This is a genomic window from Nocardia aegles, assembly GCF_052545135.1.
On record NZ_JBQWRI010000001.1, the window covers coordinates 692,337 to 707,071 of the forward strand.

General features: G+C 67.2%; 14 protein-coding genes. All 14 read left to right on the forward strand.

Features of this window, described 5'->3' with window-relative positions; all coding sequences use genetic code 11:
• The first annotated feature begins 17 nt into the window (after positions 1 to 17).
• The 14 genes from ACT89H_RS03400 to ACT89H_RS03465 all read left to right on the forward strand — a co-directional run bounded on the left by ACT89H_RS03400 (position 18) and on the right by ACT89H_RS03465 (position 14,719).
• On the forward strand, positions 18 to 1,220 hold the full coding sequence (locus ACT89H_RS03400) for a cytochrome P450 (RefSeq protein ID WP_445106968.1): 1,203 nt from the start codon (positions 18 to 20) through the stop codon (positions 1,218 to 1,220).
• Positions 1,221 to 1,229: 9 nt separating this feature from the next.
• Positions 1,230 to 1,460 (forward strand): ferredoxin, encoded by a 231-nt coding sequence (locus ACT89H_RS03405; protein ID WP_445106969.1) that lies wholly within the window; start codon positions 1,230 to 1,232, stop codon positions 1,458 to 1,460.
• Positions 1,450 to 2,205, forward strand: coding sequence for an SDR family NAD(P)-dependent oxidoreductase (locus tag ACT89H_RS03410; protein ID WP_445106970.1), 756 nt, complete (start codon positions 1,450 to 1,452; stop codon positions 2,203 to 2,205). The genes ACT89H_RS03405 and ACT89H_RS03410 overlap by 11 nt, the downstream gene beginning before the upstream one ends.
• Before the next feature lie 40 nt (positions 2,206 to 2,245).
• The gene (locus tag ACT89H_RS03415; protein WP_445106971.1) at positions 2,246 to 3,721 is read left to right on the forward strand and encodes an SRPBCC family protein; all 1,476 of its coding nucleotides are present in this window, start codon (positions 2,246 to 2,248) and stop codon (positions 3,719 to 3,721) included.
• Entirely contained in the window at positions 3,718 to 5,289 is a 1,572-nt protein-coding gene (locus ACT89H_RS03420; RefSeq protein WP_445106972.1) for an ABC transporter substrate-binding protein, read from the forward strand. Before ACT89H_RS03415 ends, ACT89H_RS03420 begins: the two co-directional genes overlap by 4 nt.
• The gene (locus ACT89H_RS03425) at positions 5,277 to 6,278 is read left to right on the forward strand and encodes an ABC transporter permease (RefSeq protein WP_445106973.1); all 1,002 of its coding nucleotides are present in this window, start codon (positions 5,277 to 5,279) and stop codon (positions 6,276 to 6,278) included. Before ACT89H_RS03420 ends, ACT89H_RS03425 begins: the two co-directional genes overlap by 13 nt.
• Entirely contained in the window at positions 6,265 to 7,080 is an 816-nt protein-coding gene (locus ACT89H_RS03430) for an ABC transporter permease (RefSeq protein WP_445106974.1), read from the forward strand. Before ACT89H_RS03425 ends, ACT89H_RS03430 begins: the two co-directional genes overlap by 14 nt.
• Positions 7,077 to 8,834: an ABC transporter ATP-binding protein gene (locus ACT89H_RS03435; protein ID WP_445106975.1), complete on the forward strand. Its 1,758-nt coding sequence runs from the start codon at positions 7,077 to 7,079 to the stop codon at positions 8,832 to 8,834. Before ACT89H_RS03430 ends, ACT89H_RS03435 begins: the two co-directional genes overlap by 4 nt.
• Positions 8,831 to 9,721, forward strand: coding sequence for a glutathione S-transferase C-terminal domain-containing protein (locus tag ACT89H_RS03440; protein WP_445106976.1), 891 nt, complete (start codon positions 8,831 to 8,833; stop codon positions 9,719 to 9,721). The genes ACT89H_RS03435 and ACT89H_RS03440 overlap by 4 nt, the downstream gene beginning before the upstream one ends.
• 57 nt (positions 9,722 to 9,778) lie before the next feature.
• On the forward strand, positions 9,779 to 10,714 hold the full coding sequence (locus ACT89H_RS03445; protein WP_445106977.1) for an MBL fold metallo-hydrolase: 936 nt from the start codon (positions 9,779 to 9,781) through the stop codon (positions 10,712 to 10,714).
• A gap of 312 nt (positions 10,715 to 11,026) precedes the next feature.
• A complete protein-coding gene (locus ACT89H_RS03450) occupies positions 11,027 to 11,869 on the forward strand; it encodes an AfsR/SARP family transcriptional regulator (RefSeq protein WP_445106978.1) in 843 nt (280 codons plus the stop codon).
• 12 nt (positions 11,870 to 11,881) lie between these two features.
• The gene (locus ACT89H_RS03455) at positions 11,882 to 12,736 is read left to right on the forward strand and encodes an NAD(P)H-binding protein (RefSeq protein WP_445106979.1); all 855 of its coding nucleotides are present in this window, start codon (positions 11,882 to 11,884) and stop codon (positions 12,734 to 12,736) included.
• Positions 12,737 to 12,835: 99 nt separating this feature from the next.
• Positions 12,836 to 13,618 carry an SDR family NAD(P)-dependent oxidoreductase gene (locus tag ACT89H_RS03460; RefSeq protein ID WP_445106980.1) on the forward strand — a complete coding sequence of 261 codons (783 nt, stop codon included), beginning with the start codon at positions 12,836 to 12,838 and terminating at the stop codon, positions 13,616 to 13,618.
• 36 nt (positions 13,619 to 13,654) lie between these two features.
• Positions 13,655 to 14,719, forward strand: a complete 1,065-nt coding sequence (locus ACT89H_RS03465; protein WP_445106981.1) for a thiamine pyrophosphate-dependent enzyme — start codon at positions 13,655 to 13,657, stop codon at positions 14,717 to 14,719.
• The last annotated feature ends 16 nt before the right edge of the window (positions 14,720 to 14,735 follow it).

Genomic DNA, 14,735 nt, shown 5'->3' on the forward strand with positions numbered 1-14,735 from the left:
GAAGGAAGGTTCGACCCTTGCCCGTAGATACGCATACCCAGGCACCCGCGTTCCCGTTCGACCGTACCGACGAACTCGCGCCGCCGCGCGAATACGCCCTACTGCGCGAGGACACGCCCGCCGCGCGCATCACCCTGTACGATGGGTCCGAGGCCTGGCTGCTGACCAGGTACGAGGATGTGAAAGCGGCACTGAGCGATCAGCGTTTCAGCGCCGACGCCCGTAACCCGGGATTCCCCTTCGTCTCCGGCGCACTGCGGGCCAGCGTGGGGCACAAGCACATTCCGTTCCTGCGTCTCGACCCGCCGGAGCACGATCGGTTGCGTCGGATGCTGAGCCGGGAATTTATCGTCAAGCGGATCGATGGCTTACGGCCCGCCATCGAAACAATCGTCGATCGTTTCATCGAACAACTGCTCGCCGCGGGCGAGCCGGCCGACCTGATCTCGCATTTCGCACTGCCCATTCCCTCGGCGGTGATCGCGGAACTACTCGGGGTTCCGTACAGCGACCACGAATATTTCCAGGACCGTGGCCGCCGCATGCTGAGCTCGGAGTTCACGCTCGAGCAGAGCGCGCAGGCGGTCGTCGAATTGCGCGAGTATCTCGGCACTCTCGCCGAACACAAACGAAACGATCCCGGCGAGGATGTGCTCTCCCGGCTGGTCCTCGAACGCGAAGCGACCGGTGAACTCGACCGCGAGGACCTGAAGAGTTCGGCACTGCTGCTGCTGGTCGCCGGACATGAGACGACCGCCAATATGATCGGCCTCGGCGTCTACACGCTGCTGCGCCATCCCGACCAGCACGCGCTGCTGCGCGCCGATCCCGAACTGATCAAGCAGGTCGTGGAGGAGTTGCTGCGCTTCTTGTCGATCGTGCACACCGGCGTGCCGCGCGTGGCACTGGAGGATGTGTTGATCGGGGACACGCTGATCCGGCGCGGCGAGGGGGTGATCGCCTCCATTCCTGCGGCCAACTGGGATGCCTCGACCTTCGCCGATCCGCACCGATTCGATATCCGCCGGGAGCCGAATCGGCATCTGGCCTTCGGATTCGGCATCCACCAGTGCCTGGGCCAGCCGCTGGCACGCAAGGAATTGGAGATCGCGCTGACCCGGCTCTTCGAGCGTGTGCCCACCCTACGGCTCGCCGAGGATCAGACCTTCGGGCCGGAGAAATCGGTCTACGGCCTGCACCGCTTGCGGGTGTCGTGGTGAGGCGGTGTCGTGCGCATCGAAGCCGACCCCGAATTGTGCATCGGTTCGGGCCACTGTGCCCGGCTGCTGCCAAGCCATTTCGAGCAGAGCGAGGACAGCGGCACGGTCGTAGTGGTCGATGCCGAGGTGAATCCGGCTGACGCGGTGTTGCACGCCCGTCTGGCCGAGGTGCGTTATTCGTGCCCGGTGGCCGCCATCGAATTCGAGGCCACGGGCGAAAGGAGCAGCAATGAGCAGTAATACCGAGCACGCGGAGGCGTTGGGAGATCCCGTCGTCCTGGTCACCGGATCGTCTTCGGGAATCGGCGCCGAAATCGCCCGGCGCTTCGGGGCCGCCGGCTACCGGGTCGCGGTAAATTCGGCCAACTCCGTGGAAGCGGGGGAGAAGGTCGCTTCCGATATTCCGGGCGCGCTCTACTTCCGAGCCGATATCAGCGATGACACCGAAGCCGTCGATCTGGTGAATCGGGTGGCGGCCGAATTCGGCGGCCTCGACGTGCTGGTGAACAACGCCGGGGTGACCCGCCAGATCCCGCACGAGGATCTCACCGCCGCCTCGATCGATGTGTGGCGGGATATCTTCGAGGTCAACGTATTCGGCACGTGGCGGTTGACGGTTGCCGCGGTCGAGCAGCTCCGGAAATCACCGCATGGGCAGATCATCAACATCTCCTCCATCGCCGGGAGCAGGCCCGCGGGCAGTTCGATCCCATACGCGGTGAGCAAGGCGGCGATCGAACATCTGACCCGATTGCTCGCCGCGACGCTGGGACCGCAGATCCGCGTCAACGCGGTCGCGCCCGGCCTGATCGACACCGAATTCACCACCACGCTCACCGGACCGCGCGAACAGGTGCGCACCATCGCGCCGCTGCGCCGGATCGGTGATCCCGGCGACGTGGCCGAGGCGGTTCTCGGCATCGCCGGCGCCGGATACTCGACGGGCACCGTGCTCCCGGTCGACGGCGGCGTGCACCTGCGCTGACGCGCTCTCTCTCGAAACGAACAAGCCCCCAGGAGAAGTCATGTCCGAACCAGCGACCCGCGCCACCGAATACACGACCAGACATACCGTCGACGTCGCCGCTCCCGCCGCCCAGGTCTACGCGGTCGTCGCCGAGGCGGAGAGCTGGCCGATCATCTTCCCGCCCGCGGTCCACGTGCGGCGCGAACCCGAAGCCGGCGGCGCGGAAGTGCTCGACATCTGGGCCAGCGCCAAGGACACGGTCAAGACGTGGCGCTCGCGGCGCGAACTCGACGCCGAGAACCGGACCGTGGCATTCCGCCAACTCGTCACCGCGGCGCCGGTCGCCGCGATGTCGGGGACCTGGCGGGTCGAGCCGAACGACGACGGCACCTCCTCGGTGATCCTGGATCACCGGTTCAGCGCGATCGACGACGACCCCGCCTCGGTGGCGTGGATCACCCAGGCGCTCGACGCGAACAGCACGGCCGAACTGGCGGCCGTCGCGGCCACGGCGGTCGGCAGGCAGGACGGTTCGATCGTTTCCCTGACCTTCTCCGATTCCGTCTCGATCCTTTCCGACGCGCAGCCGGTCTTCGATTTCCTGTACCGGGGCGATCTATGGCCCGACCGGCTGCCCCACGTGTCCCGGGTCGCGCTGTCCTATGTCGACGATGCGCAGATCCTGGAGATGGACACCGTGAACAACGCCGGTGACGCGCACACCACGCGCTCCTACCGGGTGGTGACCGACCGATTCGAACTGGCCTACAAGCAGACGGTGGTGCCCGAGGGATTCCTTGCCCACCACGGCAAGTGGACGCTGGAGCAGACCGGGGACGCGACGCTGGCCACCGCGCACCACAGCGTCCAGCTGGATCTGGAACGGCTGCGCGAGCGGCTGGGCGCCACCGATCGCGCCGACGTCGAACAGCGGGTCCGCGCGGCGCTGGGTGGCAACAGCGTGCGAACACTGCAGGCCGCCAAGGAATTCGCCGAATCCCAGCGCTCGGTAGCTCGAAATCCATTGCGCGACAGCGATGACAATTCTTCGGAGGATCACGTGACCATCACCCATCACGCCGCGACCGACACCGACGAGGTCGCGACCCACGTCCTGGTACGCGGTTTCCTGGCCAGGCAGGCCAGACTACTCGACGACCTGGACCCGGAGGGATTCGCCGCGACATTCACCGCCGACGGAGTGCTGCGGCACGCCTCGCGTCAGGACGAACTGCGTGGACGCGACGCCATCGCCGAGGCCACCAGGGCGGCCGCGGCCGCGCATGCCGACGTGACGCACCGGCACTGGTTCGACCAATTCGTGATCGAGCCGGGCGCTGCCGCCGACACCCTGCGCGTCAGCTACTACGCGCTGACCTCGCTGGTCGACCGCGAAGGCACCGTGCGCTTCCTGCCGAGTGTGCTGGTCGAGGACGAATTGCGGCGGGCGGCCGACGGCACGCTCGCGGTCGCCGACCGCCTGGTGGTCCGTGACGATCTCGACCCCGAGATCCGGCGGTCCGCACGCCGATGAGAACCACCGACGCCGCGCGGGCCCTGTTCGCTACGACACTGCTGTGCGCCCTCGCCGCGGGTTGCGCCGGAACCGACTCCGTGTCGGGGAAGGACACACTCACCATCGCCACGGCGAACACCGCGGACTGCATCGACCCCGCGCAGAATTTGACGGCCAACAGCAGTCCGTTCGTCCGGCCGCTGGTGGACTCGCTGGTCTATCAGAATCCGGTGGACGGATCGCTGCATCCGTGGCTCGCGCGCTCCTGGTCGGGCAACGCCACCGCGACCGAATTCACCTTCGTGCTGCGCACCGATGTGACCTTCAGCGACGGAACACCTTTCGATGCCGCCGCGGTCAAGGCCACCTGGGACGGGATTGTCGCGCTCGGCGCGCAGGCGGCGACCGCGAACAGCCTGCTCGCGGGCTACGTGGAAACCGTGGTAAGCGGCCAGGACACCGTGACGGTGCGCTTCTCCAGCCCGAAGAGTTCGTTCGTGCAGGCGACTTCGACCACCGCACTGGCCCCCATCTCGCCCGGCGCGTGGAGCCTGGCGCCGCAGCAGCGTTGCGCCGGGAAGTTCGCGGGCACCGGACCGTTCACGCTCGAGTCCATCCAGGGCAAGGAGCGGGTATCGCTGGTGCGCCGCAAGGACTACCGCTGGGGCGCCGCGCCATGGCAGCCGGGGCCGGCGGCGTTGGCTCGGATCGATTTCGAACTGGTCAAGGAACCGGGCGTGCAGTTCGACGCGCTGTCCGCCGGAACCGTCGACGCCGCGAGCGGCATTTCGCAGCGCCAGATCGGCAGTCTTCCCGCCGACCGGTACACCACCACGCGTATCCAGTCGCCCGGGATCGTCTACACCATCACCCCGAACACCACACGGGGTCCCCTGACCGACGACACGGTCCGTCGCGCACTCATCGCGGCGACCGATCGACGGCAGTTGGTCGGTGTCGCACTCGGGGGCGGACCGCCCTTGGCGACAAGCATTCTCGCCGCCAACACACCGGGATATCTGGAACTGGGCGGGGAACTCGCCTTCGACCGGAACCGGGCCGCCACACTGCTCGACAACGCCGGGTGGCGGCCCGGCCCGGACGGGGTCCGGGCGAAGAACGGACAGCGGTTGACCCTCGCGGTGACCTATCCGTCGATCGACCAGGTCAACGGCCCGCTACTGGAACTGCTGCAACAGCAGTGGGCGCAGAGCGGTATCGAACTGAAGCTGCGCGGGCTGCCCGTCGCCGAACTCTCGCCGACCCAGGACGCCGGTGACTACGACCTGCTCGTATTCAGCCAGAACCGCGGCGACCCCGATGTGCTGCGTACGGTATTCGCCGCCGCGGGTAAGAATCGGGCCCGTATCACCGCCGACGATCCGATCAACGCGGCACTGGATCAGCAAGCCGCGCAGTCGGAACCGGATAAGCGCAGCGCGACGGTCGGACAGATCCAGCGCACGATCCTCGAACGCGGACTGGCCGTGCCGCTCTACGAGACGGGATCACTGGTGGCCTCCGACTCCAGACTTCACGGGTACTCGCTCGACGGCAGCTTCCATGACACCGCATGGGCCACGTGATGGCGCGCTTCGTCCTGCTGCGGGTGCTGCACGCGCTGGTCACGATCTGGATCTCCTTCACGCTGGCGTTCGTCGTACTGCGGGTCGTGCCCGGCGATCCGGTCCAGATCCAGCTGAGCCGAAGCGGCGCCGACAATGTCGAACTGGCTCCGGAGAAACTGGCGGCGCTGCGTGCCGATCTCGGCCTCGACAAGCCGGTACTGGTGCAGTACGCCGATTACGCACGCGGCCTGCTGCGCGGTGATCCCGGTTTTTCGATCAGATCGAACGAGAACGTCGCGTCCTTGCTCGCCGCGGCACTGCCCGCAACACTGGAACTGGCAGGCGTCGCGCTCGCCATCGGCCTACCGGTCGGGGTGCTGCTCGCCGTGCTCGCAACCCTGCTACGGCGTCGCTGGTTCGGCGCATTGTTGAAAACGACTCCGGTCGTGGGTATTTCGATCCCAACCTTCCTGATCGGGCTGCTGCTCATTCATTTCGTAGCATTCGAGTGGCGGCTGCTACCCGGTATCGGAGGACGCGGACCAGCCGCGGTCGTGCTGCCCGCGCTGACTGTGGCGGTGCCCGTCGCCGCGATGGTCGGCCAGATCCTCGGCCGCAGCCTGGACGCCACCGCACGGCAGCCCTTCGTCCGGACACTGCGCGCCAAGGGCATCGGCGAAGGCCGGATCATGTTCGGTCATCTGCTCCGCAACGCCGGACTGCCCGCGCTGACCATGACCGGACTGCTGATCGGCGGCCTGCTCTCCGGCTCGGTGGTCGTGGAGACCGTCTTCTCCCGGCACGGCATGGGCAAACTCATCGCCGACGCCATCATCGATAAGGACACGCCCGTCGTGCTGGCTATCACGGTGCTGGGATCGGCGCTCATCGTCACGGTGAATCTCCTGATCGACCTGCTCTACCACTATCTGGATCCGCGTATTCGCTGCGGTGGCGGGGCGATGCGGACGCGGGCGACACTGCGAGGCGACCATGCGCTCCCGTGAGCGAACCGCGCGCGTGGGCGTGGCGGCGGCGCTCGTGGTGATCGCACTCGTCGCGGGCTGGGTGGTTGCTCCCGGCGTTTTCGCACGCCGTGACCCGTACGCGGTCGATCCGGACGCGACCTACCGGCCGCCGAGTTCGACGCACTGGTTCGGAACCGACAGTCTCGGGCGCGATTTGTTCGCGCGCGTCGTGCACGGCGCCGCGGCGTCGGTGCCCGCGGCGCTGCTGGCGGTGGCGGTCGCACTGGTCGTCGGCGGGCTGCTCGGCCTGCTCGCGGGATATTTCCGCGGCGGCGTCGAGGATGTGGTCACCAGGATCGTCGACGTGCTGCTCTCGGTGCCGTCCTTCCTACTGGCCATGAGTCTGATCACGACGTTCGGTTTCGGCACCGTGAATGTCGCGCTTGCGGTGGGGGTGGTGAGCATCGGTAGCGTGGCCCGATTGATGCGCGCCGAGGTGCTGCGTATCGGGTCGCGTCCATATATCACCGCCGCGCGAGTCTCGGGACGAGGACATGTGGCGGTGCTGTGGCTGCACGTGCTGCCCAATGCCGTCCGGCCGGTCGCGGCGCTGGCCGCGCTGGAGTTCGCCGCCGCGGTGCTCGGGATCTCCGCCCTGTCGTTCCTCGGATTCGGGGCGGCGCCGCCCTCCCCGGAATGGGGTGCGCTGATCGCGGCGGGGCGGGGGTCGGTATCGACCGAATGGTGGCTCAGCATCGCGCCGGGCGCGGTGATCGCGGTCGTCGTCATCGCGGTGAACGTGCTGTCGTCCTACCTGCAGCCGAAGGAGGCGGGAATATGATCACCCAGAGCGCGCCGGTTCGCCACGCCCACACCGGGATTCGGGTCGAGGGCCACGACGATGCGGACCTCGCGCAGGCCCTGCTGGTCCGCGGGCTCACCGTCCGATACGCGAATCATGCTCCCGCGGTGCGTGATATCGATCTCGACGTCGCACCCGGGGAGATCGTCGCACTGCTCGGCGAATCCGGATCGGGGAAGTCGAGCATCGTCAACGCCGTCCTCGGATTGCTTCCGGAAGGCGCGTCTGCCGAGACCCGTGAACTCGGCTTCGGCGGCCTGCGGGTCGATCCACATGACCGGCGGCAGATGCGTGCCGTGCGCGGCAGCCGGGTCGGATTCATTCCGCAGGACTGCGCCGTCGCACTCGACCCGGTGCTGCGTGTCGGTCCACAAATCCTGGAGGGCGTCGCCGACGCGCGGCGGCTCTCGCGCGAACAGCGTCGTGCCCGCGTCGCGGAACTGCTGTCGACAGTGGGTTTCGAGGATCCGGCGGCCATCGCGCGTCGCTATCCGCACGAATTATCCGGCGGTATGGCGCAGCGGGTTCTGATCGCCGTCGCGCTCGCGGCCCGGCCCGCACTGCTCATCGCCGACGAACCCTCCGCCGCGTTGGACACCCTCGCCCAGGCCAGGGTGATGGATTGGATCGCCGGACTTGCCGAACGTGACGGCATCGGCGTCCTGATGGTCACCCACGACCTCGCCCTGGCCGCCCAGCGCGCCCACCGCGGTGTCCTGCTCGATCGCGGCACGATTGTGGCGCGCGGCGATATCCGAACCATCGCACCCGCCGCGCGCGGGGGATGGCCCGCACCCGTGTTGATCACCGGCTCCGCCGCGCACGCCGAACCGTCACCTGCCTTCCTCCTGGGTTCGACTGCGGCGGACCGGAAGCCGCCGGTCCACGTTGCCGCCGTGCCGGACCCGAGCGGCGTAGCGCCGAACTCCGGCGCCGACGGGACGGATCTGCTGCGGCTGGAAGCGGTGCGCAGGCTCTATCCCGGCGTGCACGGTCTCACCGGGGTGCACGAGGTATCGCTGGGTTTGGCGCCCGGTGCCGCAGTGGGGCTGGTGGGTGGGTCGGGGGCGGGCAAGAGCACGGTGGGCCGATTGCTGGCCGGGCTGGAGTCGCCCGACGACGGGGCGGTGCGCTACCGGGGCGCCGACCTGCGCGGGCTGGGCCGCGGCGAGCGGCGTCGGTTCCGGCGCGTGGTGCAGGTGATAGCGCAGAACCCGTACTCCTCGATCGACCCCCGCTATTCGGCCCGACGCGCCATCGAAGAGCCGTTGCGGGCCTTCGGAATCGGTGATCGGGCCGCGCGCAGGGCGCGGGTCGCGGACCTCGCCGAGCGGGTCCGGCTGCCCACGGCGGTGCTCGGCAACACCCCGGACCAACTGTCCGGCGGACAGTGCCAGCGGGTGGCCATCGCCCGCGCCCTCGCCACCGACCCAGAGTTTCTGATCTGCGACGAAGCCGTGTCGGCACTGGACAACTCGGTCAAGCGCCGCATCATCGACCTGCTCGGCGAACTGCGTGACGATCTCGGTCTCGCCATCGTCTTCATCACCCACGATCTGACCGCGGCCGCCGATCTCACCGATCGGCTCGTCGTCATGCGCGACGGCCGCGTCGTCGAATCGGGTGCGACCGCCACGCTGTTGTCCGATCCACGCCATGACTACACCCGTGAGCTCGTCGCCGCCACTCCTGCGCCCGTGACGATTCCCGACGACAAGGAGCAGAGCCCGTGACCACCAACGTATTCCGCCGGCCCGAATCCGCGCCCGCGGCCAGCTGCGATATGCCGGATTCGGCGGCGGGGGTCCTCCGGCGTCCCGACGGCTCGATCGTGCGCCCGCCCGCCCGGTTCCAGGGCAGATTGGGCACCGAATCTTTTCCGGCCGAGGCAGGCCGGTACCAACTGTTCGTCAGCTGGGGTTGCTCATGGTCCAATCGCGCCGCCATCACCAGAAAGCTCAAGGGGCTCGAAGACACGGTGTCCATCAGCTATTCCGATGACGATCCCGCCGCCCTGCGCGCGGTGTGGGAAGCCATGGAACCGGGCCACCGGGCCGGGGTGCCCACGCTGTGGGATACCCACAATCGCGTGATCGTGAGCAATGATGCCGATGCCATCAGCCGCGATCTCGCCATCCATTTCGACGAATTCGCTACCCGTGACATCGATCTGTATCCGGCGGCGCTGCGCGCGGATATCGATGAGATCAACGAGTGGCTCTACGACAATATCCACAGCGTCATCCATATCCTCGGCCACGAAGCGCGCGAGGAGAATCATCGCGATCTGATCACCGATTCCCTGGACGCCCTGGGGAAGCTCGACGAGCGGCTGGCCGAGCGCACCTATCTCAACGGCAGTGTGATCACCGAATCCGATGTACGACTGTATGTTTCGCTGGTGCGATTCGAATGCGCCTATCCGGGCATCTTCGAGACCAATGTGCTGTACCCGAAAGGCTACCCGCACCTGTGGGCCTATGCGCGTGGCCTCTACGCCGTCCCAGAATTCTCCTCCACCACCAATTTCGAGGTCATTCGACGGAATTTCGGCGTCGCGTTCGCGTTCCTACGCGAGCACCAGGTGGTGCCGGGCGGGCGTCCGTCCCGCTGGGACTGAAACCCGGCTGGAGCGATCATGGACCGTGGCTGGATCGGCTGCGGTCACGCTGTTGATATGACTTCCGCGCACGCACCCGGCCATATCGTCGATCCGGTGCTGGAGGAGGTGGCTACCGATGTGTTCGCCTACATTCAGCCCGACGGCGGATGGTGCGTGAACAATGCGGGCCTGATCCGATCGCCCCGCCACAGTGTGCTCATCGACACGGCCGCGACCGAATACCGCAGTCGCAGGCTCGCACGGACGGTGGCATCGCTGCTGGGCGGTGCCCAACCGACCTGGCTGGTGAATACGCATTTCCACGGCGATCATTCGTTCGGGAACGTGGTGTTCGACCACTCGGTGATCCTCGCGCACACCAATACCAGGGCCGAGGCCGAACGCGCCGGCCTCGGGATGACCGCACTGTGGTCGGAGGTGGACTGGGGCGATATCGAGGTGCGGTTACCGGATCTGACGGTGGACGGCGACGCCGTGCTGCACGCGGACGGCCTGCGTGTCGAGCTGATCCATCCCGGACCGGCGCACACCACCGGCGACCTGCTGGTGTGGCTTCCCGAGCGACGCGTGCTGTTCGGTGGCGATATCGTCATGGCCGGTGTCGCGCCCTACTGCCTGATGGGTTCCGTGGCGGGCACGATCCGCGCGCTCGAGGCGATCACGGAGCTGGATCCGGTCACTATCGTGCCCGGCCACGGCCCAGTGTCCGGACCTGAGGTGGTCGCGGACAACATCGGATACCTGCGCTGGGTGCAGCGCCTGGCGACCGAAGGCGCTGCCGCCGGACTGTCCGCGCTCGAGATCGCACGCACCGCCGACACCGGTGAATTCGCCCGGCTCGGTGAGACGGAGCGGCTGGTGTCGAATCTGCACCGCGCCCTGCTCGAACTCGACGCGGAGCAGCAACTGGGGCAGCCGATCGATGTGCTCGGATCGTTCACCGACATGATCGCGCTGCACGGTGGACAGGTGCCCCGATCGGCGGCATAGCACAGTCGGGGCCGCGCCGCTCGCGTTGTGAGGCCCCGCCATGAGACTTACCATTCGAGGTGCGACCGGAAGGGAGGGCGGCGATGACGAAACTGCGCGACATGCCCTCGACCGAATCCGTTCGACAGCGGTGTGTCCTCGGCTCCGGCCGATGTCCTGGAGTGACGCGCACGACGTAGCCCGGGGGCCGCCGTCGTGTCCGCGCTGGATTCCGCGCCCCACCGGAGCCGTTTCTACCGAGTGCCGTCGTAGACGTCGTCGGCAGCCGTGCGCTGTGGTTCCGTCGACGCCGAAATCGAAGGTAAGCAAGTCGTGTCTGTCGAATACAGTGTTCTCGGGCCGTTGTTCGTCGGTTTCCACGGTCGCTCGGTGCTGCCGAGCGCGCCGAAACCCAAACAGCTGCTGGCGCTTTTCATTCTGAACGCCAACAGCGTCGTCACCACCGGAATCTGCGTCGAGGAACTCTGGGGCGACGAGCCGCCGTCGACGGCGGGTTCCACCCTGCAGACCTACGTGCTGCAAATCCGCAAATCGCTCAGTGAACTGCCCGGCATCGGGTCGCTGGAAGCGGCGCGCAGCATTCTGATCACCAAGGATTACGGCTACATGCTGCGGGTGGAACCGCAAGCGGTGGATGCGTTCCGGTTCGACGGTCTGGTGCGGGCGGGGGAGAAGGCCGCGGCGGCCGGTGACGATCTCAAGGCCGTGCGGCTGCTCAACGCCTCCGCCGATATCTGGCGCGGTGACGCGGTGGTCGACATCCAGACCGGCATCGCATTGCAGACCTATGTGCGCGGACTGGAGGAACGCCGTCTCGGTGCGATCGAACAGCGCATCGAGGCCGAGCTTCGGCTGGGACGCCACCATCAGCTCATCGGCGAACTGTCGAGCCTGTCGGCACGGCATTCGCTCAACGAGAACATATTCGCCCAGCTCATGCTCGCGCTGTACCGCTCGGGTCGGCAGGCGGACGCGCTGGACCGCTTTCGGGAATTACAGACCCGGGTGCGCGAAGAACTCGGTCTCGAGCCCTCGCCCAAGATCCGCAGGCTACGCGACGCGATGCTGCGCGGCGCGGAATACCTCTACGAAACTCCGACAGTGGCCGGCGGCATCTCGCTCGACCTCGCATATCAACCTCACGATCGACCATAAGGCCATTACGCGATGTCTCGAATTCTCGTCACCGGTGCCACCGGTAATGCCGCACGGCACCTTCCCACGAAATTGCTCGACAGCGGACACACCGTCCGCGTGCTGACCCATATCGGGCCCGCCGACGAAATCGACCCTCGCGCCGAGACGGTCACCGGCGATCTCACCGACGCCGAATCGATCGCCGACGCCCTCGCCGATATCGACGAGGTATTCCTGCTCACCGCCGACGACGGCGCGGCGGCCTTCGCGAAGGCCGCCGCGGCGCGCACCGGGCTGCGGCGGATCGTACTGCTGTCCTCGAAAGCGGTGGTGAATACCGAATTCGACGGCTTCGACAATCCGATCTACCGCAAACATATTCTGGCCGAACGACATATCGCCGAGCTCGCCGTTCCGTCGACCGTGCTGCGCCCGGGTGGCCTCGCCTCCAACGCCCTGCGCTGGGCGCCGACCATCCGCGCGCACAACCGTGTACAGGCGCTGTTCCCCGAACTGGCCGCGCCGCTGCTCGATCCCGAGGATCTCGCGGCGGTGGCGGCGCTGGTCTTCGATTCCGGCGTCGACGAGCACCGGGACAAAACCTATACGCTCACCGGTCCCGAAGTGGTGACGGTGGCCGAGCAGGTACAGATACTCGCCGAAGTACTCGGGCGCACCATCGAATTCGTCCAGCTGACCGAGGACGAGGCGCGCGAGATACTCTCGCGCACCCAGCCGCCGGAATTCGTGAAGAACTACATTCCGGTGCAGCGCCGCTATCTCACCATCACACCGACCGTGCACGACACCGTCACCACGCTGCTCGGCAGGCCGGCCCGCACATTTCGAGAGTGGTTGCAGGCCAACGTAACTCGGTTCGACTAGTGTCTCGGCCGCGACGCCAGCCCGCCTGGAGCGTGCCTGTACCGGCTCGAGCCAGAGTCGTTGTCGACGGTAGATCGAACAACTTGCAGGAGGCGTGTGATGCCCGAAACACCCCGGACGGCATTGGTCACGGGAGCGACCAGCGGTATCGGTCTTGCCATCGCTACCGCCCTCGCGGAGCGGGGACATCGGACCTTCATCGCGGCACGTACCGCCGACGCGGTGACGGAGACGGTCGCCCGGCTGCGCGAACAGGGCCACGAGGTGGCGGGGACGGTCGCCGATGTCCGCTCCACTGAGCAACTCGAGCAGTTGGTCGACACGGCCACAGCAGCTTTCGGCGATATCGAGATCCTGGTGAACAACGCGGGACGCAGCGGTGGCGGCCAGACCTCGCAGATCGCCGACGAATTGTGGGACGACATCATCGAGACCAATCTCAACAGCGTCTTCCGGCTCACCCGACACGTGCTGGGCAAGGGCGGTCTGGAGCACAAGGACTGGGGACGCATCATCAATATCGCGTCCACGGCGGGTAAGCAGGGGGTGCTGCTCGCGGCGCCCTACAGCGCGTCCAAACACGGCGTGGTCGGCTTCACCAAGGCACTGGGCAAGGAACTCGCGCCGACCGGGATCACGGTGAACGCGGTCTGCCCAGGATATGTGGAAACGCCCATGGCCGAACGGGTCCGGTCCGGGTATGCGCAATTGTGGCAGACCTCCGAGCAGGAGGTGCTGGACAAGTTCAACGCCAATATTCCGCTGGGGCGCTATTCGACACCGGGGGAGGTGGCCGGGCTGGTGAGCTATCTGGCCTCCGAGCCCGCCGCCTCGATCACGGCGCAGGCGATCAATGTCTGCGGCGGACTCGGCAACTTCTGACCGGCTGCGGCGACACGGCGAAGCACGGGAGCGACAGTGACAGCGTTATCGGAACAACCGTTTCAGTTGGTGGCTCCGGACGGCACGGTGCGTCCGGACGACGAGGATTCGATCGATCAGCAGGCGGCGCGCACCTACTACCGCGCCATGACGCTGGCCAGGGCCGTCGACGACGAGGCCACCTTCCTGCAGCGACGCGGTGAACTCGGACTGTGGTTGCGCAGTCTCGGCCAGGAGGCGGCGCAGATCGGTTCGATCACCGCGCTGCGCCACGGCGATTACGTCTTTCCCAGCTATCGCGAACACGCGGCGGCGTTGACGCGCGGCCTGCGTCCGGGCCAGATCCTGGCCCAGTGGCGAGGTGTCGGGCACAGCGGCTGGAATCCGGCCGACCACAACTTCCACATCTACACGCTGGTGCTCGCGGCACAGCTGCTGCATGCCACCGGTTACGCGATGGGGGTGCAGCGCGACGGCGCGGACGACGTGGTCCTCGCCTATTTCGGCGACGGCGCGAGCAGCGAGGGCGATGCGGGGGAGGCGTTCAATATCGCCGCGGTCAACGCCGCCCCTGTACTGTTCTTCTGCCAGAACAACGCGTGGGCAATCTCCACGCCGACCCACAAGCAGTTCGCATCCCCCGTGCACGTGCGGGCGCGGTCCTACGGCCTGTGGTCGGCCGCGGTGGACGGCAACGACGTCTTCGCCGTGCGCGCGGCGACCGAACGCGCGCTGCGCCATATCAGGTCGGGCGGCGGACCCGCGCTCATCGAGGCGATCACCTATCGCCGCGCCGGGCACAGCACCGCCGACGATCCGACCCGCTATCGCAGCGATTCCGAAGTATCCGAGCAGGAGATGAGGGATCCGATTTCGCGGGTCGCGGCACTGCTCGAACAGCGCGGCTGGGCCGATGAGGCGTTCTTCGCCACCGCGGCGGCGGATGCGCGCGCTGCCGCGGTCGCGACCCGTGCGGAATGTCTCGCGCTTCCGGAGCCGCGGCTGGAGTGGTATTTCGACAACACACTCGCCGAGATCGGTCCCGAACTGATCCGTGAGCGGGACGCGGCACGCGAGCGGCGGGCGGTGCCCGCGTGGTGACGATCTCCCAGGACAT